At 62.5% G+C, this 21,822-nt stretch carries 20 protein-coding genes; 8 read left to right on the forward strand and 12 right to left on the reverse strand.

The genetic code is table 11. The annotated features are described in order from the left end of the window. Positions 1–29: 29 nt before the first annotated feature. The 4 genes from A4R29_RS09545 to rpsF form a co-directional block, all read right to left on the reverse strand. Positions 30–1,334, reverse strand: coding sequence for an SAM-dependent methyltransferase (locus A4R29_RS09545; protein ID WP_024504321.1), 1,305 nt, complete (start codon positions 1,332–1,334; stop codon positions 30–32). 300 nt (positions 1,335–1,634) lie between these two features. Next, positions 1,635–2,219: a 50S ribosomal protein L9 gene (rplI, locus tag A4R29_RS09550; protein ID WP_013532521.1), complete on the reverse strand. Its 585-nt coding sequence runs from the start codon at positions 2,217–2,219 to the stop codon at positions 1,635–1,637. A gap of 218 nt (positions 2,220–2,437) precedes the next feature. Continuing rightward, on the reverse strand, positions 2,438–2,686 hold the full coding sequence (gene rpsR, locus A4R29_RS09555) for a 30S ribosomal protein S18 (RefSeq protein ID WP_006203718.1): 249 nt from the start codon (positions 2,684–2,686) through the stop codon (positions 2,438–2,440). Further along, a complete protein-coding gene (rpsF, locus tag A4R29_RS09560; RefSeq protein ID WP_013532520.1) occupies positions 2,686–3,186 on the reverse strand; it encodes a 30S ribosomal protein S6 in 501 nt (166 codons plus the stop codon). The genes rpsR and rpsF overlap by 1 nt, the downstream gene beginning before the upstream one ends. Positions 3,187–3,638: 452 nt before the next feature. On the opposite strand from rpsF, the gene A4R29_RS09565 reads away from it, so the two are divergent. Then, positions 3,639–5,300: a pilus assembly protein gene (locus A4R29_RS09565; protein ID WP_063171791.1), complete on the forward strand. Its 1,662-nt coding sequence runs from the start codon at positions 3,639–3,641 to the stop codon at positions 5,298–5,300. 47 nt (positions 5,301–5,347) lie between these two features. On the opposite strand, the gene A4R29_RS09570 is transcribed toward A4R29_RS09565, so the two are convergent. Next, positions 5,348–7,303, reverse strand: coding sequence for an LTA synthase family protein (locus tag A4R29_RS09570; RefSeq protein ID WP_013532518.1), 1,956 nt, complete (start codon positions 7,301–7,303; stop codon positions 5,348–5,350). Positions 7,304–7,556: 253 nt separating this feature from the next. Between A4R29_RS09570 and fabD the strand changes: the two genes are divergently transcribed. From fabD to fabF, 4 genes are all read left to right on the forward strand, one after another. Then, positions 7,557–8,498 carry an ACP S-malonyltransferase gene (fabD, locus tag A4R29_RS09575; RefSeq protein ID WP_013532517.1) on the forward strand — a complete coding sequence of 314 codons (942 nt, stop codon included), beginning with the start codon at positions 7,557–7,559 and terminating at the stop codon, positions 8,496–8,498. 60 nt (positions 8,499–8,558) lie between these two features. Then, positions 8,559–9,296, forward strand: coding sequence for a 3-oxoacyl-[acyl-carrier-protein] reductase (gene fabG, locus A4R29_RS09580; protein ID WP_063171792.1), 738 nt, complete (start codon positions 8,559–8,561; stop codon positions 9,294–9,296). Between the two features lie 211 nt (positions 9,297–9,507). After that, positions 9,508–9,744: an acyl carrier protein gene (locus A4R29_RS09585; protein ID WP_006203723.1), complete on the forward strand. Its 237-nt coding sequence runs from the start codon at positions 9,508–9,510 to the stop codon at positions 9,742–9,744. Between the two features lie 34 nt (positions 9,745–9,778). Beyond that, a complete protein-coding gene (gene fabF, locus A4R29_RS09590; RefSeq protein ID WP_013532515.1) occupies positions 9,779–11,041 on the forward strand; it encodes a beta-ketoacyl-ACP synthase II in 1,263 nt (420 codons plus the stop codon). Here fabF and A4R29_RS35015 read toward each other — a convergent pair. After that, entirely contained in the window at positions 11,029–11,301 is a 273-nt protein-coding gene (locus A4R29_RS35015) for a hypothetical protein (RefSeq protein WP_224673079.1), read from the reverse strand. The two genes, fabF and A4R29_RS35015, sit on opposite strands and share 13 nt — an antisense overlap. Here A4R29_RS35015 and mltG point away from each other — a divergent pair. The 3 genes from mltG (at position 11,300) to gmk (ending at position 14,116) form a co-directional block, all read left to right on the forward strand. Further along, positions 11,300–12,409 carry an endolytic transglycosylase MltG gene (gene mltG, locus A4R29_RS09595; RefSeq protein WP_244506936.1) on the forward strand — a complete coding sequence of 370 codons (1,110 nt, stop codon included), beginning with the start codon at positions 11,300–11,302 and terminating at the stop codon, positions 12,407–12,409. The two genes, A4R29_RS35015 and mltG, sit on opposite strands and share 2 nt — an antisense overlap. A gap of 156 nt (positions 12,410–12,565) precedes the next feature. Then, positions 12,566–13,456 (forward strand): YicC/YloC family endoribonuclease, encoded by an 891-nt coding sequence (locus A4R29_RS09600; protein WP_013532513.1) that lies wholly within the window; start codon positions 12,566–12,568, stop codon positions 13,454–13,456. A gap of 3 nt (positions 13,457–13,459) precedes the next feature. Further along, entirely contained in the window at positions 13,460–14,116 is a 657-nt protein-coding gene (gene gmk / locus A4R29_RS09605) for a guanylate kinase (protein WP_013532512.1), read from the forward strand. Between the two features lie 48 nt (positions 14,117–14,164). On the opposite strand, the gene rsmA is transcribed toward gmk, so the two are convergent. The 6 genes from rsmA to lptF form a co-directional block, all read right to left on the reverse strand. Further along, the gene (rsmA, locus tag A4R29_RS09610; protein ID WP_063173630.1) at positions 14,165–15,004 is read right to left on the reverse strand and encodes a 16S rRNA (adenine(1518)-N(6)/adenine(1519)-N(6))-dimethyltransferase RsmA; all 840 of its coding nucleotides are present in this window, start codon (positions 15,002–15,004) and stop codon (positions 14,165–14,167) included. A gap of 10 nt (positions 15,005–15,014) precedes the next feature. Next, positions 15,015–16,043 (reverse strand): 4-hydroxythreonine-4-phosphate dehydrogenase PdxA, encoded by a 1,029-nt coding sequence (pdxA, locus tag A4R29_RS09615; protein ID WP_063171794.1) that lies wholly within the window; start codon positions 16,041–16,043, stop codon positions 15,015–15,017. Position 16,044: 1 nt separating this feature from the next. Beyond that, positions 16,045–16,983, reverse strand: coding sequence for a peptidylprolyl isomerase (locus tag A4R29_RS09620; RefSeq protein WP_024504313.1), 939 nt, complete (start codon positions 16,981–16,983; stop codon positions 16,045–16,047). Positions 16,984–17,073: 90 nt separating this feature from the next. Then, a complete protein-coding gene (locus A4R29_RS09625; RefSeq protein WP_063171795.1) occupies positions 17,074–19,494 on the reverse strand; it encodes an LPS-assembly protein LptD in 2,421 nt (806 codons plus the stop codon). Then, a complete protein-coding gene (lptG, locus tag A4R29_RS09630) occupies positions 19,494–20,579 on the reverse strand; it encodes an LPS export ABC transporter permease LptG (RefSeq protein WP_174299091.1) in 1,086 nt (361 codons plus the stop codon). Before lptG ends, A4R29_RS09625 begins: the two co-directional genes overlap by 1 nt. Then, entirely contained in the window at positions 20,576–21,778 is a 1,203-nt protein-coding gene (lptF, locus tag A4R29_RS09635; protein WP_013532506.1) for an LPS export ABC transporter permease LptF, read from the reverse strand. Before lptF ends, lptG begins: the two co-directional genes overlap by 4 nt. Between the last annotated feature and the right edge of the window lie 44 nt (positions 21,779–21,822).

Raw genomic sequence — 21,822 nt, forward strand, 5'->3', positions numbered from 1 at the left:
GCAGGCGCCGGCAATGGCAAGCGGCAATGCTATTCCTGGTCGGCAACCTTGCGGCGGCGAGCCGGCTTGGCGGCCGGGCTCTTTTTGACGGGAGCCGTTTCACGATGCCCCATATCGCGCATCTCAAGCGCTTTTTCGCATTTGGCCATGTAGTCGCGTGTCATCGGCAGCGTATCGTTCTTCTTGGCGATCTGGATCTGGAAGATCACCAGATCCTGCCAGCGGAAGGCGGCTTCCGAGGCCGCCAGATAGAATTCCCACATGCGGCAGAAGCGCTCGTCATAGATCGCCTTGGCCTTGTCGCGATTGGCGGCGAAGCGCTCGCCCCAGTGCTTCAGCGTGTCGGCATAGTGGAGCCGCAGGATCTCGACGTCGGTGACGACCAGGCCCGACTTCTCGATCGCAGGCATCACTTCCGACAGCGACGGGATGTAGCCGCCCGGGAAGATGTATTTGCGGATGAAGGCGCTGGTCGCCCACGGCACGCCGGAACGGCCGATCGTGTGCAACAGCATGACGCCATCTGGCTTGAGCAGCGTCGCGCTCTTGTCGAAGAAGGTGCGATAGTGGTTGACGCCGACATGCTCGAACATACCGACCGAGACGATGCGATCGAAACGCTCATTGAGTTCGCGGTAGTCCTTCAGCTCGAAATGCACGCGGCTTTCCAGCCCTTGCGCATGCGCCCGGTCGGTGGCGACGCCATGCTGCTCGGTCGACAGCGTGACGCCTTGCACGTCGACGTCGAACGCCTTGGCGAGATAGAGGCCAAGCCCGCCCCAGCCGGAGCCGATGTCGAGCACCGTCTGGCCGGCCTTCAGCCGGAGCTTGGCGGCGATGTGGCGTTTCTTGGCGGCCTGCGCCTCGTCGAGCGTCATATCCGGCTGCTCGAAATAGGCGCAGGAATATTGCATGTCCTCGTCGAGGAAGAGCCGGTAGAGATCGCCCGACAGATCGTAGTGGCGCTGCACGTTGCGCCGCGAGCGCGAGGCGGTGTTGATCTGCTGCAGTCGGCGGAAGGCGTGGCGCAGGCCTTCGATGGCCTTCGACCAGGTGGCGTCGATGCCGCCGCTGCCCATGTTCTGGAAGGCGATGCGCATCACGCCCAGCACGCCGCCCTCGAGAATGTCGAGTTCGCCGTCCATATAGGCTTCAGGCACCGCCAGCATCGGATCGAAGGTGATGGCGCGCTCGGCATGCGCGGTTTTGATGTGCATGTGCACCGGTTCGCCGCTGCCGTCGCCGAAAACCACCGCCGTGCCCTTGGGGCCGGTTACCCTAAGATTGCCGGTGCGCACCAAGCGGTCGAGAACGCGCTTCAACAGAATATTCATGACCAAATGTCCCCTCTCGGCCAGACAGGCTGCCTTGGCGCGTGACCGCGAAAATCGGGATCGATTTCGCCGGAGATCTTGCGCCGAACCAAAGTTGCACAGCGTGCTTTGCGCGGCCAAAGGACGCGCGACGCCATAGTCTGCAACAATATATAGGGGTTCGAAAAGTTCCATTTGGCACAAAAATGCCCGGGCGCGAGGCCCGGGCATTGGTCCAGCATGGCTGGATGACGGCAAAGTGATCGGAGCTTGGCGTCAAGTCGTGATCAGCCCATGGCTCCAATCGCTTGCGACGTGTGATCAGGCGTTGTCTTCGTCGCCTTCGAACTCGGTGTTCGGATCGAAGAAGTTCTCCGGCCGGGCGTTGTCGTTGATGTCGTCGCCATAGATGGCTTCGGCGGTGGTCAGCGTCTCGCCCTTGGCCTGGCGCTCGGCTTCGTCGGCCGTGCGGGCGATGTTGAGCGTGACGGTGACCTCGACTTCCGGATGCAGCGCGATCGCCACATTGGTGACACCGATGGTCTTGATCGGCTGGTTGAGCAGGATCTGGTTGCGGTTGATCGAAAAACCTTCCGCCGTCAGCAGATCGGCGATGTCGCGGGTCGAAACGGAACCGTAAAGCTGACCGGTTTCGCCGGCGGAGCGAACGGCGATGAAGCTCTTGCCGTCGAGCTTTTCAGCGACCTGGGCCGCTTCCGACTTGCGCTCGAGGTTGCGGGCTTCAAGCTGGGCGCGCTGGCCTTCGAACTTCTTCTTGTTGGCTTCGTTGGCGCGCAGCGCCTTGCCCTGCGGCAGCAGGAAGTTACGGGCGAAGCCGTCCTTGACCTTGACGGTATCGCCCATCTGGCCGAGGCGGGAAACGCGTTCGAGAAGAATGACGTCCATGGATTTGTTCCTTTGGTTGGACGCCAATCGATCGATGAGATCGGCGCCGAAAGTCTTGGGAACAGGTCAGGAAGCTTGAGCGCCTTTGGCGCTGGTGTCGCTGTCCTGCCTGTGCGGCAGTTAGAGGTTTTGACCTCAACCCGGGATTTGATGTTCAACCCTGCGGCGCCCGTCGCCGTGGGAGAAGAGCGGGCGGCGAACCGCCCGCATTTGAGATATTAGCGAACCACGTAGGGCAGCAGGCCGAGGAAGCGGGCGCGCTTGATCGCCTTGGCGAGTTCGCGCTGCTTCTTCTGGCTGACGGCGGTGATGCGCGACGGCACGATCTTGCCACGCTCGGAAATGTAGCGCTGCAGCAGACGCACGTCCTTGTAGTCGATCTTGGGCGCGTTGGCGCCGGAGAACGGGCAGGTCTTGCGGCGGCGATGGAACGGGCGCCGGGTCGGGATCTGATTGATGTCGACCATTATTCTGCACCCCCTTCAAAGCCTTCGCGCGGACGGCGCGGACCACGATCGGCACCGGCGTCGCCGAACGAGCGCGGCGGACGATCGCCACGGTCGCCGCGATCACGATCGCCGAACGAACGCGGACCACGATCGCCACGGTCACGGTCGCCGAAGCCGCCGCGTTCCGAGCGCTCTTCGCGCTTCTGCATCATGGCCGACGGGCCTTCCTCATGCGCCTCGACCTTGATGGTCAGGAAACGCAGCACGTCTTCGGACAGGCCCATCTGGCGCTCCATCTCGTTGAGCGCGGCCGCCGGGCAATTCAGGTCCATCAGCGTGTAGTAAGCCTTCCGGTTCTTGTTGACCCGGTAGGTGAGGGACTTCAGTCCCCAGTTCTCGACCCGGCCGACGGACCCGCCATTTGCGGAGATGACACCCTTGTACTGTTCGACAAGCGCATCGACCTGCTGCTGCGAGAGGTCCTGCCGGGCAAGAAACACATGTTCGTAAAGAGCCATTATGTCTTATGCCTTTCTTCGTTTCTCTCCCGGTTCCCGGCGGCAAAAGCCTCTGCAACTTCTCTGACCCGCAAACCCTCGAGGGGCAGGGGGGAAGAAAGGAGCATGACGAGACGGTCGAGAGCGGAGACACGGGAGGCGGAAGCACTTCCGGCTTCACACGAAGGTTCTGAAAAACCTCCGGCCCTCCGTTCAGCCCCCAGCAAGGACCGGCAGATTGCGGGCGTCTATACAGCAATCCGGCCGCAAAGCAAGGGCAAGCGGCATTCCCGTGTGTCGCAGGCGACGATCGGGAGCAGCAACGGCCGGAGTCGTGGTTTCCGGCAACCACGTCTTAACCACACCAGCAGGTTGTGTGGAGTTGAAGCCTGGCCGTCAACGGTCGATTCATCATGGAAGGCGCAAAAGCCCGGACAACCGCGCAAAAGCGGCAAGCATTTCCGGGGGTAAGGATGCTTCTCAACAAATTCTGGCGCTCGAAGAGCGGCAATTTCACGCTTGTGCTGGGACTGGGTTTGCCGGTCATCCTGACGGCAGTCGCTTTCGCAACCGATGTCTCGACCCTTATGCGGGCCAAGAGCAATTTGCAGAACGCTCTCGATTCGGCAAACCTTGCTTCTTCGCACCTTGGCGATCTCGACATCACCCGCAATGACGCTTTCAACCGCTATTTCCAGGCCAACATCGTCGGTCATGGCGAGCTCGACAATGCGCAGGCGACGTTGACTGTCGACAAGGGCGTCAACTTCGTCAAGACCAAGGCGGTTGCCTCGGCGGACGTCCATCTCAACTTCGCCTTCCTGTTCGGCGACAGCAAGCACATCGTGGTCGATGCCTCGGCGGTCGAATCGAACAACCAGCTCGAAGTCGTGCTGGTGCTGGACAACACCGGCTCGATGGCCGGCGCGCGGATGACGGCGCTGAGGACGGCGACAAAATCGTTGCTCGACACGCTCGAAGCGGCGAAATCGCCAACGCGCAAGATCCGCGCCTCGCTGGTTCCTTTCGTGACAGCCGTCAACGTCAATGGCGACGGCTTCGACCCGTCCTGGATCGACATGGACGGCAAGTCGTCAACCAACGGCGTCAATTTTCCCGTCATCGACGGCAAGCGGCCGAACCACATGGCGCTTTTCAAACAGCTCAAGAAGACCGGATGGGCCGATGCCGGATGGAATGGCACCGGATGGAAAGGTTGCGTCGAGGCGCGGCCAGGCGCTTACAATATCTCCGACACGCCACCCGACCCGGCCAAGCCCGACACGCTGTTCGTGCCCTACTTTGCGCCGGATGATCCCGAAGACGCCCAGAAGCCGTCTGGCTCCTATGGCAATTCGGATAAATACTACAACAACTCCTATCTCAACGATGTCAGCGACAAAACCAGGCTTGCCCAGTCGGGCATCAACATTCTGGGCATCGATCTCAGCAACCTGCTCGGCAATCTCATCGAACTTCTGTCGCCCGATGACAGGGATGCCAGGGAAAAGATCGCCAAATATGTTGCGCCCGCCAAGGAACTCATCACCGAGATCGGCTCTCCCGTCACTGTCGGCCCGAACCGTGCGTGTCCGACCCCGGTGGTCCCCCTGACCGACGACTTTGACAAGCTCCGCAAGGCGGCCAGTCAGATGACCGAGTGGAATGGCTCGGGTACCAATGTCTCCGAGGGCCTGTCGTGGGGTATGCGCGTGCTGTCGCCCGCCGCGCCCTACACCGACGGAGCGCCGTGGAAGACGCCTGGGATCAGCAAGATCGTGCTGTTGCTCACCGACGGCGAGAACGTCGTCTATGGCGCCAGCGAACAAGAATCGACAAAGTCGGATTACACATCCTATGGCTATCTGGCTGGCGGCCGCTTCGGATCGGACAACCAGACGACCGCTGCGCGCAATGTCGACGGCTGGACCAAAAACGTTTGCACGCAATTGAAGAACGAGGGCGTGCAGATCTACACCATGGTGCTGCAATCCGACACCGCAGCCAACCGTGCACTTTACAGCGCCTGCGCCTCGGATCCGAGCAACTATTATGCCGTCAACGATCCGACCAAACTGCCGAACGTGTTCCTTCAGATCGCCAACAACTTCACGAAGCTGCAATTGACGAACTGAACACGCGACCCGAGACGGACCAGCAGGCTCTGAGGAAATCGCTGGCCTCAACTCGTATGGGCGGCGACAATCTTGTCGACCGTTTCGGGGAAGAAGTCGGGTGCCGCGTGGCGTTTGCCGAACATCATATCGTACTGCAGCAGGCGGAAATCGCGGATCGCCGGATCGATCTCCTTCTGCCGCGCCCAATCGGGCGTGGCCTCGCCAGCCGGCGTCAGCAGCAAATTGCGGTCGACGACACGGTAGTGTTCGCTCATCTCGCCCAGGAAGCCGGTGTAGTAGGGATGGCTGATGCCGGCCGTCTTCAGGATATGATAGGGCAGGAAGGCCGGGCTGACGGCGCCCATGTGCTCAGCTGGCCCGGTGCGGTTCGACCAGATGACCAGCGGCGTCTCATGATGCTCGAGGGCAGCCTCGGGCGACGCTTCCTTGCGCGGCGCGACATTGTCCTTCAGGAAGCCGGTTTCGACATAGACCGGCCCGAGCGGCGGCAGATGGTCGCCGAAGAAGGCGATCACGGTTGGGCGGGAGCGTGTCTTTGCCCATTCGACGAGGCGTTCGAGACCGCGATCGGCATCGGCTGAGCCTTCGGCGTAGCTGAGCAGCGATTCGCGCGCCCACTGGCTGATCGGCGCCTGCACCCTGTGCGTGGGACTGTAATAGCGGTTCGGTTCGTAGGGACCGTGGTTTTGCAGGCTGACCGCAAAGAAGAACACCGGCTCTTCGCTGGCGTCGGCCTCGCTGATGATCTCGTCGGTCATCGCGGCATCCGATGCCAGTGGCCCGCGCTTTTGCATTGGCGGCAGCGTCTCTTCCGACTTGAAATCGTTGAAGCCGAAATCGGCGTAGACCGCGCCACGGTTCCAGAACCAGTTGGTGCCCGGATGGATGGCGCGCGCCCGATAACCCTGGCTCTTGAGGAAGGTTGCCAGCGACGGCGTCGGCGTGCGCACATATTGCTGGTAGGGGATGCTGCCGGCCGGCAGGAACGCGTTGGAGAAGCCGGTCAGCGCCTCGAACTCGATATTGGCGGTCATGCCGCCGAACTCCGGCGAGAACATCGAGCCGGAGCGCAGCGCCCGCACATTGGGGATCGGATCGGGCGTGATGGTGACGCCGGGCAGCTTGGTCGGGTCCCAGAAGGACTCGCTCATGACGATGATGATGTCAGGCTTCTCGGCCGGCACCGAGGCGGTCACATCGGGCCTGGCGATCGCCGCGATCGCCTTGTCGGAATAGCCCGGCGGCGCAGAGACATGCGCCATCGGCACATTGAGCGCAAAGGCCAGCGCAAAACCGTTGGAGGCATAGTTTTCCTTCTGGTCCCACATGATCGGGATGATCTGCAACCGGTCCCTGGTCCAGGAGAAGGTGGCATAGTCCATGATCGAAACGAAGAAGGCGAGCAGCGGCACTGCCAGCGTCAGCCGCGCAAGGCGTCCCTTGCGGCTGAGTGCGGGAACCTTGCGGCGCCACATCCGCCAGCCATAGACGAGCAGCGACAGGCCGGCGACGATGCCGACGACCATGGCGAGCGCGGTCATCGGCCGGTCGCGCACCAAAAGCGGCAACAGCGCAAAGATCTGGCGGGCATAGAGGAAATCGGTCGGATAGAGCGGATCGCCGAGATAATGCGACTTCTGGTGGCCGACGAAGGCAAGCGATAGCGTCAGCGGCGCGACGATCATCAGGCTCTGATGGCTGCGGCCCAGCACCGCATCGAGGCCGATCAGGATCAGCGCGAACACGACGATGGTGGTCCAGCCCGGCTTGAGCGGCTGCAGGAAGAAGGAGACCGTGCCGGCAAAGTCGCCGCGCACGATCAGTTCGATGGCAAACACCAGGACGGCGGCGATCGCCAGGCTGATCAGCCCATAGCGCACGACCGGCCATCTCCTGCCCGGCAGATAGCCGGTGGAGGGGTCGTCTTCCAGGAACTGTGGCGCGGCCTTGCCGGCGCGTTTGTAACTCTTTGCCACTTTAACTTCCCCACCCAGCGACAAGCACGTCACTCGATTGTCATGGAATTGTCACGCAAAGCTAGCGCCTGTGGCCAAAATAAGAAGAGCCAGCAAACGAATCGTGAGCGGTTTTCATCAGGAGTGATCGCCAAAAAGCCTTTCGGAACAGGCACTCGGCGGATGAAGCTGCCGTCGAGCAGGGTCGAACCGGGCTTGACTTGGCGGCCTGCCTTGCGTCACAGGCAAGAAAAACTCGTCTATCAGGCAAGCAAAACCAGCCCTTGGGAGCCCGCGCATGGCCGTTGCATTCACCTTTCCTGGACAAGGCAGCCAGGCAGTCGGCATGGGCAAGGATCTCGCCGAGGCCTTTCCCGAGGCGCGCAGAATTTTCCAGGAAGTCGACGACGCGCTCGGCGAAAACCTGTCGAAGCTGATCTGGGAAGGGCCGGAAGAGACGTTGATGCTGACCGCCAACGCGCAGCCGGCGCTGATGGCGGTGTCGCTGGCCGCGATCCGGGCGCTGGAATCGCGCGGCTTCTCGCTGAAAGGCAAGGTCGCCTATGTCGCCGGTCATTCGCTGGGCGAATATTCGGCGCTCGCGGCCGCTGGCTTCGTTTCGGTTGCCGATGCCGCCAGGCTGCTGCGCATCCGCGGCAATGCCATGCAGGCGGCGGTGCCGGCCGGCGAGGGCGCCATGGCGGCGATCATCGGATTGGAACAGGCCGATGTCGAAGCCGCTTGCGCGGAAGCCGCCAAAGGCTCCGTCTGCCAGATCGCCAACGACAATGGCGGCGGCCAACTGGTCATTTCCGGCGCCAGGGCCGCGGTCGAACTGGCGGCGAAACTGTGCACTGAGAAAGGCGCCAAGCGCGCACTGATGCTGCAGGTGTCCGCGCCCTTCCATTCGGCGCTGATGGCGCCGGCCGCGAACGTCATGCGCGACGCACTCGCCGGTGTGACAAAGAATGCGCCGGTCGTTCCCGTCCTCTCCAATGTCACGGTCAGCCCGACCAGCGATCCGGACGAGATCGCCCGCCGCCTGGTCGAGCAGATAACCGGCCGCGTACGTTGGCGCGAGACCGTGGAGTGGTTCGGCGCAAATGGCGTCACCACGCTTTACGAGATTGGCGCCGGCAAGGTGCTTTCGGGATTGGCGCGGCGCATCAACCGCGACATCGCCACTGCGTCGGTCGGCTCGGCGGCTGAGGTCGAGGCAACGCTAGCAGCGCTTGCATAAAGCCCCATTTGATCCCATTCCCTGCAAAAGGGGTGTTCTCTTCTCAATCAGGAGACAAAAATGTTCGAATTGACTGGCCGCAAGGCGCTCGTCACCGGCGCATCGGGAGGCATCGGCGAGGCGATCGCCCGGATGCTGCATGCGCAAGGCGCGATCGTCGGCCTGCATGGCACCCGCATCGAGAAATTGGACGCGCTGGCTAGCGAGCTTGGCGACCGGGTCAAGCTGTTCCCGGCCAATTTGTCCAACCGTGACGAGGTCAAGGCGCTCGGCCAGAAAGCCGAGGCCGATCTCGAAGGCGTCGACATCCTGGTCAACAACGCCGGCATCACCAAGGACGGGCTGTTCGTGCGCATGTCGGATGCCGATTGGGACAGCGTGATCGAGGTCAATCTGACCGCCGTTTTCCGGCTCACCCGCGAACTCACCCATCCGATGATGCGCCGCCGCCATGGCCGCATCATCAACATCACCTCGGTGGTCGGCGTGACCGGCAACCCCGGCCAGACCAATTACTGCGCCTCCAAGGCCGGCATGATCGGCTTCTCCAAGTCGCTGGCGCAGGAGATCGCCACCCGCAACATCACCGTTAACTGCGTTGCACCAGGCTTCATCGAATCGGCAATGACCGACAAGCTCAACGACAAGCAGAAAGAGGCGATCATGGCGGCGATCCCGACGCGGCGCATGGGCACCAGCGTCGAAGTCGCGTCCGCCGTCGCTTATCTCGCCTCCAACGAAGCCGCCTACGTCACCGGCCAGACCATCCACGTAAATGGCGGCATGGCTATGATTTGAACGAGGTTCTGCAGCAACGCCGGCGGGTTGTGTAAAGAGACCATTTCGGCTTGGACCTCAGCTATTTTTCGTGTAATGCGGCCCGCAACCCGGCGGTTCGGGCAAAAATCGGTCCGTAGTCGTTGCGTTTCCGGCAGGACCATCTTTCAGCTTGATTAGCGGCATTCTGCCCGCTAACGAAGACAGACAAACAAAAGACGAGGATGCCCAAATGAGTGACACCGCAGAGCGCGTCAAGAAGATCGTCATCGAGCACCTTGGCGTCGATGCCGACAAAGTGACGGAGCAGGCGAGCTTCATCGATGATCTGGGCGCCGACAGCCTCGACACGGTCGAACTCGTCATGGCGTTCGAAGAAGAATTCGGCGTCGAGATCCCCGACGACGCGGCCGAGACCATCCTGACCGTCGGCGATGCCGTGAAGTACATCGACAAGGCTTCGGCCTGACGCTTTCTGCAGTCATCACCGGGGAGGACCTGCGATGAGGCGTGTCGTCGTCACGGGCCTTGGCTTGCTGTCGCCGTTCGGCATGGGCTTCGAGCACAGCTGGAAGGAGCTTCTGACCGGCCGCAGCGCTGCCAAGCGCATCACCGAGTTCGAGGTGGAGGACCTTGCTTGCAAGATCGCCCACGTCATTCCGCGTGGTGACGGCAGCAATGCCACCTTCAATCCCGAGGCCGTGCTCGAGCCGAAGGAATTGCGCAAGATCGGCGACTTCATCCTGTACGGGATTGCCGCCGCCGACGAGGCGCTGAAGGATTCCGGCTGGGAACCCAAGACGCATGAAGAGCAATGCGCCACCGGCGTCCTGATCGGCTCCGGCATCGGCGGCATCGAGGGCATCGCCGAGAACGCGATGATCCTCAAGGAACGCGGCCCGCGCCGCATCAGCCCCTTCTTCATCCCGGGCCAGATCATCAATCTCGTCTCCGGGCAGGTTTCGATCCGGCACGGGCTGAAAGGCCCGAACCATGCCGTCGTCACGGCCTGTTCGACCGGCGCGCACGCCATTGGCGATGCTGCCCGGCTGATCATGTGGGGCGATGCCGACGTGATGGTCGCCGGTGGCGCCGAAGCGCCGGTGACGCGGCTGTCGATCGCCGGGTTCGCCGCATGCCGGGCACTGTCGACGGAACGCAATGATTCGCCGCAAACGGCGTCGCGCCCCTATGATCGCGACCGCGACGGCTTCGTCATGGGCGAGGGCGCCGGCGTTGTCGTGCTCGAGGAGCTCGAACATGCCAAAGCGCGCGGCGCCAAGATCTATGCCGAGGTGACGGGTTATGGTCTCACCGGCGACGCGCATCACATCACGGCGCCCGCCGAGGATGGCGATGGTGCCTTCCGTTGCATGACGGCGGCACTCAACCGGGCCAAGCTTACGCCTGCCGACGTCGACTACATCAACGCGCACGGCACCTCGACCATGGCCGACACGATCGAGCTCGGCGCTGTCGAGCGGCTTGTCGGCAATGCCGCATCGAAGATTTCGATGTCGTCGACCAAGTCGTCGATCGGCCATCTGCTTGGGGCGGCCGGTGCCGCCGAAGCGATCTTCTCGATCCTTGCCATCAGGGACAATGTCGCGCCGCCGACCATCAACCTCGACAACCCCGAACGCGAAACCGCGATCGACCTGGTGCCGAACAAGCCGCGTGCCCGCCAGATCGACGTGGCGCTGTCCAATTCGTTCGGCTTTGGCGGGACCAATGCGTCGCTGGTCTTCCAGCGCTACAATGGCTGATCGTCCGGCTGCCGGGCGACGCTTTGGCGTGCCGTCAATTTTGCCATATTCGCCTCTACTCTGCCGCTGGGGATTCGTTGGGCGATCAAACGGTAGGGCGAAATGAACACAAATCCGGCAGGCAACGGAGAATTCGGGCAACGGTCGGCAACATCCGGACCGATCGTGCCGAAAACGGCCAGCGAGGCGTTGCGGCCAGAGGCCGGCACGCCGCCGCCGAAGCGCTCGCGTGCGTCACGCAGCCAGGTCGTCGTGTTCATGAACTTCGTCATCTCCTCGGTGATGCTGGTGGTTCTGGCGGCCGGCGTCGCGGTCTATTTCGGCAAGCAGGAATTCACCGAGCCCGGACCCTCCGCTAATGGCGATACCTTCCTGGTCAAGCCGAACACCGGCGTCCAGGATATCGCCGACCAGCTCGAACGCCGCGGGCTGATCAGCGATGCCCGGGTATTCCGCCTTGGCGTGCGCGCCTTCGGCAATGATTCGGCGCTGAAAGCCGGCGAGTACGAGATCAAGCCCAGGGCTTCCATGCGCGATATCATGGAGCTTCTGAAGAGCGGCAAGTCGGTGATGTATTCGCTGACCATCCCTGAAGGACTGACTGTCGACCAGGCACTGCAGCGCATCGCCGAGGAGACTGCCTTGAGCGGCGACATGCCGGCAACCACGCCGCCGGAGGGCAGCCTCGCCACCGACACGCTGCGCTTCACGCGCGGCGCGACACGCCAGCAGATGGTCGACAAGCTGCTTGCGGATCAGAAGAAACTGGTTGACGATGTCTGGCAGCGGCGCGCGCCGGACCTGCCGCTGGCCAACGTCGAAGAGTTCGTCACGCTGGCTTCGATTGTCGAGAAAGAGACGGGCAAGGGTGACGAGCGTTCACGGGTTGCCGCCGTCTTCCTGAACCGGCTTGCCAAGGGCATGCGCCTGCAATCCGATCCGACCATCATCTACGGGTTGTTCGGCGGCAAGGGAAAGCCGGCGGACCGGCCGATCTACCAGTCGGATATCCAGAAACAGACCCCCTACAACACCTATGTGATCAACGGCTTGCCGCCGACGCCGATCGCCAATCCGGGTCGTGCAGCGCTGGAGGCGGTGGCCAACCCATCGAAGACCGACGACCTCTATTTCGTCGCCGACGGCACCGGTGGGCACGTCTTTGCCGCGACGCTGGACGAGCACAACGAGAATGTCGCCCGCTATCGCGCTCTGCAGAAGAAGCAGGCGGATGACGTCGCCAAAGCCGCCAAGACGACCGGCGGCGGCGACAGCAATGCCGTCAAGCCGGCGGACGGTGGGCCGGCCGACAGTGGGCCGGCTGACGGTGCCGACGACAGCGGCGGTGACGCGGGCGCTGCCCAGTAGAATGAAGAAAGGCGTTGCCCGACAGGCGACGCCCTGACATTTGCAAGAGCGCCGCGCGTCCGATTTCGACGCGCCTGCGGCGCAGTCATTTTCAAGCCGCACTAGCTCTGTCCGGAAAGCCGGTTCGGGGCAATGTGCCAGGGACGTGTGGGCGATATGAATTTGCAGAGCATGACCGGTTTTGCACGTGCCGTCGCCGAGCACGAAGGCACTTCGATCGCCTGGGAGGTCAAGTCCGTCAACGGCAAGAGCGTCGAAGTACGGCTGCGGCTGCCGCAAGGCTTCGAGCGGTTGGAACCGGCTGTCCGGCAGATACTTCAGAAACGTTTTGCACGCGGCAATTTTCAGGCGACGCTGACCATCGGCCGTGCCGTCGGCGCGCAGGCGCAGCCGGTCGTCAACGAAGCCTTCCTGAAGGACCTGGCCGGGCTCGCCAAGCGGCTGCAGGAGCAGTTCGGCGTTGCTGCGGCGACCTCGGATGGACTGCTGTCGCTGCGCGGCGTGCTCGACATTCCCGAAACTGTCGAAACCGAGGAGGCGAGGGCCGCGCTCGATGCCGCGATCATGGCCGCGCTCGAAGTGGCCTTGAACGGGCTTGAACAGGCACGGCAGGGCGAAGGGGCCGCGCTGGCTTTGCTGCTGTCGGGTCATATCGACACAATCGAGGCGCTGACGCTGCGGGCAGAAGTGGATCCATCCCGCGAGACCGCGGTGATCCGGGAACGCATCGCCGAGCAGGTCAGGCTGCTGATGGACGCTTCCGCCAATTTGGATGCCACCCGACTGCACATGGAGGCCGCGTTCCTGGCCACCAAGGCCGATATTCGCGAAGAGATCGACCGGCTGAAAACGCATGTCGCATCCGGCCGGGCACTGCTGGTGGGCGGCGGCGCGGTCGGTCGCAAGCTCGATTTTCTGGCACAGGAATTTAACCGCGAATCGAATACGCTGTGTTCGAAGTCGAATGCCGCCGCCATCACCGCGATCGGGCTGGACCTGAAGGCGGTAGTCGACCAGTTTCGTGAACAGATCCAGAATCTGGAGTAGCCGATGGTTGCCAAGGATTTGGGGTCCCGCATTCGCCGCCGGGGCCTGATGCTCGTCCTGTCGTCGCCATCCGGCGCCGGCAAGTCGACGATCGCGCGCAATCTTCTGGAAAGCGATTCCAGCCTCGAACTGTCGGTTTCGGTCACCACCAGGCCGCGTCGCGGCAGCGAGATCGAAGGCGTCCACTATCATTTTCGGACGATGCGCGAATTCGAGCGGCTTCGTGATTCCGACGCGCTGCTGGAGTGGGCCGAGGTGCATGGCAATTGCTATGCGACACCGCGCGAGCCTGCCGAACTGGCGCTGTCTGAAGGGCGCGACATGCTGTTCGACATCGACTGGCAGGGCGCCCAGCAGCTCAAGGAGAAGATGCGCGCGGACATCGTCTCGATCTTCATCCTGCCGCCATCGATGAAGGAGTTGAAGGCACGGCTGAAGCGCCGCGCCGAAGACCAGGAAGCGGTGATCGAAACGCGGTTGAAAAACGCCCGCAACGAGATCGAGCACTGGAAGGAATATGATTTCGTCATCGTCAATGACGACCTCGATCGCGCCTTCGCCGAAGTGCGCGGCATCGTCGTCGCCGAGCGGCTGAGACGCGACCGCCGGCCAGGCCTGTTCGATTTCGTCTCGGGACTGTTGGACGAGAAGACGGGTTGAGGCGGTGAAGCGCCAATCTCCCCCTTGTGGGGGGAGATTGGCAGCCTCTTACACCGCGTTTGTCAACCTTACAAACTCCTCGACGCTGAGCGTTTCGGCGCGGCGTGTCGGATCGATGCCGGCGCGTTCGAGCAGGGCCTCGCCGCCGAGGCTCTTCACGCTCTGCCGCAGCATCTTGCGACGTTGGCCGAAGGCGGCTTCTGTGACGCGGCCGAGTTTCTTCACCTCGGTGGGCAGGGGCATCGGGCGCGGCACAAGATGCACCACCGAGGAGGTGACCTTTGGCGGCGGCGTGAATGCCTGTGGCGGTACGTCGAAGGCGATCCTCGCCTCCGTCCGCCAGCCGGCAAGAACCCCCAGCCGGCCATAGCTGTCGCTGCCGGCGGGAGCGACGATGCGCTCGGCCACCTCGCGCTGGAACATCAAAGTCATCGAGGTGTAGAAAGGCGGCCAGTCGCTGACGGTCAACCAGCGCACCAGCAGCTCCGTGCCGATGTTGTAGGGCAGGTTGGCCACGATCTTGACCGGGCCGCCATTGCCGGTCGCTCGACTGGCAAGGCCCGTGAAATCCGTCTTCAGCGCATCGCCCGAAACAACCTCCAGCCGGCCGGGATAGTGGTCGGACACTTCGGCAAGAGCAGCCAGGCAACGTTCGTCGCGCTCTATGGCGATCACCTGGCGCGCTCCGTTGGCAAGCAAGGCGCGGGTCAGCCCGCCGGGACCGGGGCCGACCTCGATGACGGTTGCATCGGACAAGTCGCCGGCGGTGCGGGCGATCTTGCCGGTGAGGTTGAGGTCGAGCAGGAAATTCTGGCCGAGCGCCTTCTTCGCCTGCAGCCCATGACGCTCGATCACCTCGCGCAACGGCGGCAGCCCGTCGATGCTCATGTCCGAGATCTCATGCGGCAACCGCCTTGGTGTTCGTGTCGGCCAGCCGCCGGGCAAGCTTCAGCGCCGCTATCAGGCTGTCGGGCCGCGCCACACCCTTGCCGGCGATGTCGAAGGCCGTGCCGTGGTCGGGCGAGGTGCGGATGAAGGGCAGGCCGAGCGTGACATTGACCGCCTCGTCGAAAGCCAGCGCCTTGGCCGGGATAAGCGCCTGGTCGTGATACATGCAAAGGGCCGCGTCGTAACCAGCCCGCGCCCGGGCATGGAACAATGTGTCGGCCGGCAAAGGGCCGAAAGCGTCGATGCCTTCGGCGCGCAGGATGTCGACCGCCGGGCGCACGATCCGCTCGTCCTCGAGGCCCATGGCGCCGCCTTCGCCGGCATGTGGATTGAGCCCGGCAATCGCCAGCCGTGGCCTGGCGATGCCGAAGCGGCCGGCAAGGTCGGCAGCGGTGATACGCGCGGTGGCGACGATCAGTTCGGTGGTCAGTGCCTTCGGCACCTCGGCCAGCGCTATGTGGATGGTGACGGGAACGGTGCGCAGGTCGGGTCCTGCCAGCATCATCACCGGCATCGCCTCGACGCCGCTGTGCCGAGCCGCCAGATGCGCCAGATATTCGGTGTGGCCGGGAAAGCGAAAGCCGGCATCGTAGAGCGGCTTCTTGGCGATGGGGCAGGTGACCACGGCCGAGGCTTCGCCGGCAAGGCAATCGGCGACGGCGCGGTCGATGGCCTCGATCGTGGCGGCCGCATTGGCCGGATCCGGCTGGCCGGGGCTGTCGATGCAGCCTGCAGCCAGCGGAACGATCGGCAAGGCGCGGGCAAAGACCTGCGCCGCTTGTGCCGGGGTGGCTTCGGCGATCGGCAGCGAGAGGCCAAGCAGGCGCGCCCGGGAGGCGATCAGCGCCGGATCGGCGAGCAGGTAGAAGGGGGGCAGGGCGGCAGCCTCGCGCGCCATAAAGGCGGCGATGGCGATCTCCGGCCCAATGCCGGACGGATCGCCGGCGCTCAACGCGAGCGCAGTCACTGCGTTGCCCACGTCAGCGCTTGACGATGCGGGCTTTTGCCTTCAGCTCGTCGACATATTTCTTGCTGAGCGCGTCGGCATCCTTGTCGCCGCCGGAGCCTTCGGCCTGGAACGCCATCTGGGCAACCTTGTCGTCGGACACTTCGCGCGACGAGCAGATGCCGATGAATTCGACGCCGCGTTCGGTTTCGCGCGTGACGGTGGCACCGCCGACTTTGGTAGCTTTGATCTGCTCGGCCCAGTCCGGCGGCAGTTGCGGCGCCAGCACCCGGCCCAGATCGCGAACGGTGACGTCGATCAGGCCCTTGGCGAATTCGCGCGTCGTGTTGCAGCCATTGAAGCGGGCGCGCATGGCGTCGGCCTCTCGCTTGCGTTTGCCCAGCGTCGCGCTGCGTTCAGCCGCCGGCACCACGAAGATGACCTGCTGCAGCATGTATTCGGTGGCGCTCGGTTTGGCGCCGCCTTTTTCGAGCATCTTCCTGACGAGATCCTGTTCGCTGACGGCGCCGGTGCCGTCGCCGGAACGGTAGCGCGCGCTCAAGGCCTGGTTCCAGGCCATCTGGGCGCGGATGAATTCCTTGAAGTGGCTCTTGGTGACGCCCGACTTCTCCATGACGCCGTCGAGCTGGCTGAGCTGCATCTTGTTGCTCGAGGCAAAGCGCTGGTACGCGGCATCGACCTGGGCGTCGCTGATGCGGATACCAAGCCGCTTGGCCTCGGCCATACGCAGCGTCTGGTCGATCATTTCCTGGCCGGCATCGCCCTTCTTGCGCTGCAGCTTCAGGAAAGCGGCGCGATGGGCGATGTCGCCGGTGGTGACAGGAATGTCGTTGACGACGTATTTGATCTCGCTGGCGAAAGCCGGCGGCGCCATTACGGTGATCGACACGGACGTCGCCGCCACGAGCAACGCGAAACCTGCTGAAAAGAGGTATTTCCTCATCGTTGGCATCCCAATTCTATCCCGGTCCCGCCCAATTTGATCTTTCCAGGTGCGCGAAATCCGTGCCAGCCCTATGCGGCGAAACGATGTCGCCGATTGTTACTGGATCGTGTCGACGGCACTGGTCGACGAGCCGAAATCGCCGAGGGTGCGGAACGACAGATTGAAGCCGATGGTCTGCGACACCTCCCTGGTGTTCAGATCGCGCGACTGCGAGTAGGTCATCAAATAAGTGAAGCAGGAATCGTTGTAGGCGAAGCCGACACCATCCTTGACCAGCAGGCTTTGCTGCAGGTCGTAGGTTCCTGTGCCGAACACGCGCCAGTTTTCGGCCAGATGCGTGGATGCACCAAGCGTGACTTCGTGGCGGTCGGTGGTGAAGCCGTACAGCGGCTGGGCCTGGATGAAGGCGTATTTGGCGCTCAGCGACACAGGCAGGCCGGAATAGGCGGCCTTCACCTCGGCGCGGCGGATCTCGAAGCTCTGTTCGTCGAAACGGCCGCTGACCGAGGCCGCGAAGCCGTTGGGGCTGTTGATGCCGAACAGGCCGACATAGTCGGACTTGGTCGTGTCGAGGCCGGAGTTTGCGCCGACATTCACCAAATCCGGCGCGGCGAACGAGTTCTCGCCGCCAATCTGATAGGATTGGCCGAAAATGGCATTGGTGCCCCAGCCATTGTTGTAGGAGCCGGAATAGCGGAAGCCGACATTGGCGCGCGAACCGCCTTCGACGCGGTCGTAGCCGGAGAACTTGTCGCGTTCGAACAAGGTGGTCGCATCGAAGACCATGCTTTGGGCGTCTTCGTTAGGCACTGAGAGGCCGCCGACATATTGCTCGTTCGGACGCATGAAAACCTGTGCCATCGGTTCGATGACATGGCTGGACCCGCTGGCCATGGAAAACAGCACCGGCCAACGCATCTCGAGGCCTGCGGTTGCCATGTAACGGGCAAATGACGAGCGCATATCGGCCTGCTCGTTCAAATTTGCTGCCATATTGTTAATGGCAGTGAGCGAAGCCGATGACGCATTGAGGTAGTCGACGTCGCCCTGCAGTGCGAGCAATGGCGTCAGCACCAGCCCGCCATCAGTGACGAAGCTCCGCTTCCACTCGGCCTCGGCGGTGAGACGGCCCGATTCGCCTTCGATACCAGGGACACGCTGTATGGGGATGGAGAAAGTGTCATCGAGTTCGTCGCGGCGGATGACACGCGCGTTGACATTGAGCGATAGCTGGCCGCCGGCCACCGACGCATCAGGAATATAGGCGTAGTCGAGCGACGGCAGCACCCAGGGCTGTTGTCCGCTTCGTGCAGAGGCGTTGTCGTCAGGTGTATCTTCCTGCACATCGAAATGCATGGCGCGCACGTCGAAATAGTTGCGGCCGTTGAGACCCGTCAAGTAGACCGACGACTGGTGGACGCTGCTATTGTACTTTTCGATGCCGTAGGTGTTCGAGAAATTCTTGTCGGTCTGCAGCAGCACGTCCCAGCCGAAGTTCCAGCGTGAGTTGATGGCGAACTGCCCCTGGGTACCCATCATGCCGCGGAATTTGTTGGGATCGCCGGCGCTGCCCGAATTGACGTTGTGGCCAGAGCTGGAGGGGAAGGCAGTGGTGTCGAGGAAAGCGTCGGGATTCTGCTGGTGTATCCCGGCGATCTTCAAGCTGTACTCGCCATTGTTGAAGCGCTGACGCCACTCGGCCTCACCGAGGAAACCCTGCTTGGTATAGCCGGTGCCGGTGACGGTCAGGTCGTAGGTCGGCGCCAATGCGAGATAATAGGGGACTTTCACGCCGACGCCGAGATCGCTCTTGTAGATGATGCTCGGGATCAGGAAGCCGCTCTTGCGCTTCACCGTCGGGTCGGCAATTTCGAATGCAGGCAGATAGGCAAGCGGAAAACCGAAGAACTCGAAATTCGCATTCTCGAAGCGAACCGTCTTCTTCTCGCCGTTCCAGATGATCTTCTTGGCCTTGACGCGCCAGGTCGGCGCTTTGTCCGGCTTATCCTCGCACGGCTCGCAGGCGGTGTAGACGCCATTGTGGAAGGTGGTCAGCACGCCGCCCATGCGTTCGGCGCTTTCGGCGGCGAAATAGGCCTTGTCGATGGTTTCGACCCGCAACGCGTTGACGAAGCCGTCGGCAAAGTCATCGGTGATGTCGATATGCTGCGAATTGATCTTGGTACCGTCGCTGTTGATGACTTCGACGTTACCGCTTGCGACCATTCGCTTGGTGTTGCGGTTGTACTCGACCCGCTGGGCGACAAGGCGATTGCCACCATAGTCGATCTGCACGCCGCCAACGGCGGTCACGGTCTGGTTGTCGTTGTTATAGACCAGCGTATCGGCGGCCAGCAGCATTTGCGAGCCGGATGGAACCGATGTCGCCATGTCGCCGACGTCCTGCGCAAGCGCCGGTGCCGGAACGGCGTAGGCAAGCACGCACGCCAAGGCGGTCGCCGCATAGAGGCGCGCCAAACCGGCCTGCCTGTTGCTGGGCAAAAACGCCTCCCTCACTAGCCGTCTTCCTTGTATAGCAGGAAAGTCACCCCGAAGAACATAGCCACCATGACCGGTACCCAGGCGGCTACGACAGTCGGCACGAATCCCGCCACGCCGAATGCCTTCACCAGAACCGAAACGACATAAAGCAGAAAGCCAGCGATGATGCCACCCAGAATCATCGTCGCCGACTGCCCCATCCTAGCAAATCGCATTGAAACCGTTGCCGCGATCAGCGTCATGGCGACGAGAAGGAACGGCAACGCCACGAGCGAATCAAACTGCATGGCAAAGGCATTTGCCTTGAGGCCGAAGGAGCGGGCAACCTCGATCTTTCCGGGCAGGTCGTAGAAGGGGATGGTTTCCGGGCGCGCCAGCCGCTCTTGCACGAATTCGGGCTTCAGATTGGTCGGTACGCGATCGGTTGCCGATGCCTGGATCGTGCCGTTCTGGAACGTCTTGACGTCCTGCAATTCCCAATAGCCGTCGCGCAGGAAGGCACGGGCAGCATCCTTGCGCTCGACGATGTTGCCTTGCGGGTCGAGAATGAAGAATACGACATCGGCCATTTCCAGGCCCTGGTTCAGGATGGCCCGCGCACCGATGATGGTGTCCCCCGAACTGGTTTTCTGCCGGATCCAGGGCGCGGCATCGGCCGAGACCGTATTCGATTTGCCGGAACGCAGCTGGGTTTCGATCTGCTCGGACCAGGAGAATGCGTGCGCGGCGAGCGGATTGATGACGCCAACCGACAGGACGCCGAACAGCAAGGCTCCGATACAGCAGGGCAAGAGGAACTGCCAGGCGGAAACACCGGCGGAACGCGCGATGACCAGCTCGTAGCGCCGGTTCAGCGACACCAGCGTCGCCATCGCCGAGAAGAGACCGACGAACGGCACCGTCTGCAGCATGATCATCGGCATACGGAGGCCTGAAATGGCTACCGCCGTGCCGTAGGTGAAGCCGGGCAGGCCGGTGGTGCGGCCGGACAGCTCGGTGAAATCGATCAGGAACACCAGCGCCAGGAGGCCGATGAAGAACCAGATGGTGATCGTCACGTAGCGGAAGAAGAAATAGCGGCCCAGTGTCCAGCCCATCAGCCGACCCCTTGCCCTGATGTGCCGCGCCTGGACAAACGCAATTTGAAAGCATTCCAGCTGTCAGCGATGCGCGAGGCGAAGTTTGTCATCCAGTCCGCCCAGGTCACGGGCAGTTCCAGTGTCCGGTTCGAGACGATGAACCAGATCGCCACCGCGGAAGCCACGATCGGCACACCATAGACCATATAGGCATATTGCGGGATCTCATCCGCCTTGCTGGCGGCGAAAAAGCCCAGCCAACGCACGAACAGCGATATCGTGATCGCCGTGATCAGCGGATTGACGCGCGCCTCGCGGTGCGAGCGCGCATCCCCGGCGACCGCAAGCGCGATCAGCGCGAAAACCATGGAATAGGTCCATTCCGAGAACCGCTGGTTGACTTCGGCCCGGTATTCGTAGGGGCTCTGCTGATAATACTTGTCGTTGGCGCTCGGGTTGAGCAGGTACTGCGTCGTCTGGTCCTTGGGCAGGAGCGTCACCGCTGAAGCCGCCGCCATGAAGGCCGACATGTCGAAGGCATAGGAGGTGAAGCGGATGACGGAGAGATCGCCGGTCAGCGTTTTGCGATGGATGACGCCGTCATTCATCATCAGCACCTTTTCACCGCCGCGTTCGATGATGCTGCCGGTCTTGGCGTAGTAGACGAGGTTGACGCCTTCTTCGCGCGAATCGGCGACGAAAATGCCGCCCAGCCGATTGTTGGGAAGGCGCTCGCCGACCTGCAGGAACAACCCGTCGTCGATCTTGCGGAAGGTGCCTTCCTGGATGATCAGCGACAACAGATCCGCGCGTGACGACGCCACCAAGGCCCGGTTCTTCTGCCTTGCGTAAGGGTCGATGCCGTTGTCGACGGCAAAGGAAAAAACAGCTGCGGCGAGCGCCAGCAACATGATCGGCCGCACGATCGTCCAGCGCGAGGCCCCCGCGGCGTTGACGACGGCAAGTTCGGAATCCGAATTCATGACGCTGAGTGTCTGTGCGACCGCCACCACCAGCGCAAAAGGCACTACGATCGGGATGATGGACGGAAGGATGAGGGCGGCGACTTCGAAGAAGGTCAGCGCCGACTGGCCGCTGTCGGTGACCAGATCGATCTTTGCCAGCACCTGCGTCGTCCATACGATCGCCAGCGTCCACACAAGAGCGGCCATGAAGACCACGAAAGCGCGGCGCATGATGTAGCGTTCAACGACCTTCATGAAGGCTTTTCTCGATTTTTTCGAACGGCATCATGCCGCCGAAC

It is taken from the genome of Mesorhizobium ciceri biovar biserrulae (assembly GCF_001618845.1).
In the GTDB taxonomy this organism is placed as follows: domain Bacteria; phylum Pseudomonadota; class Alphaproteobacteria; order Rhizobiales; family Rhizobiaceae; genus Mesorhizobium; species Mesorhizobium ciceri.

Bases quoted from the DNA above. Each gene is read 5' to 3' on its own strand.
- A4R29_RS09545 (WP_024504321.1), bottom strand. From the start codon at position 1,334: ATGAATATTCTGTTGAAGCGCGTTCTCGACCGCTTGGTGCGCACCGGC.
- rplI (WP_013532521.1), bottom strand. From the start codon at position 2,219: ATGGACGTCATTCTTCTCGAACGCGTTTCCCGCCTCGGCCAGATGGGC.
- rpsR (WP_006203718.1), bottom strand. From the start codon at position 2,686: ATGGTCGACATCAATCAGATCCCGACCCGGCGCCCGTTCCATCGCCGC.
- rpsF (WP_013532520.1), bottom strand. From the start codon at position 3,186: ATGGCTCTTTACGAACATGTGTTTCTTGCCCGGCAGGACCTCTCGCAG.
- A4R29_RS09565 (WP_063171791.1), top strand. From the start codon at position 3,639: ATGCTTCTCAACAAATTCTGGCGCTCGAAGAGCGGCAATTTCACGCTT.
- fabD (WP_013532517.1), top strand. From the start codon at position 7,557: ATGGCCGTTGCATTCACCTTTCCTGGACAAGGCAGCCAGGCAGTCGGC.
- fabG (WP_063171792.1), top strand. From the start codon at position 8,559: ATGTTCGAATTGACTGGCCGCAAGGCGCTCGTCACCGGCGCATCGGGA.
- A4R29_RS09585 (WP_006203723.1), top strand. From the start codon at position 9,508: ATGAGTGACACCGCAGAGCGCGTCAAGAAGATCGTCATCGAGCACCTT.
- fabF (WP_013532515.1), top strand. From the start codon at position 9,779: ATGAGGCGTGTCGTCGTCACGGGCCTTGGCTTGCTGTCGCCGTTCGGC.
- mltG (WP_244506936.1), top strand. From the start codon at position 11,300: ATGAACTTCGTCATCTCCTCGGTGATGCTGGTGGTTCTGGCGGCCGGC.
- A4R29_RS35015 (WP_224673079.1), bottom strand. From the start codon at position 11,301: ATGAACACGACGACCTGGCTGCGTGACGCACGCGAGCGCTTCGGCGGC.
- A4R29_RS09600 (WP_013532513.1), top strand. From the start codon at position 12,566: ATGAATTTGCAGAGCATGACCGGTTTTGCACGTGCCGTCGCCGAGCAC.
- gmk (WP_013532512.1), top strand. From the start codon at position 13,460: ATGGTTGCCAAGGATTTGGGGTCCCGCATTCGCCGCCGGGGCCTGATG.
- rsmA (WP_063173630.1), bottom strand. From the start codon at position 15,004: ATGAGCATCGACGGGCTGCCGCCGTTGCGCGAGGTGATCGAGCGTCAT.
- A4R29_RS09620 (WP_024504313.1), bottom strand. From the start codon at position 16,983: ATGCCAACGATGAGGAAATACCTCTTTTCAGCAGGTTTCGCGTTGCTC.
- lptF (WP_013532506.1), bottom strand. From the start codon at position 21,778: ATGAAGGTCGTTGAACGCTACATCATGCGCCGCGCTTTCGTGGTCTTC.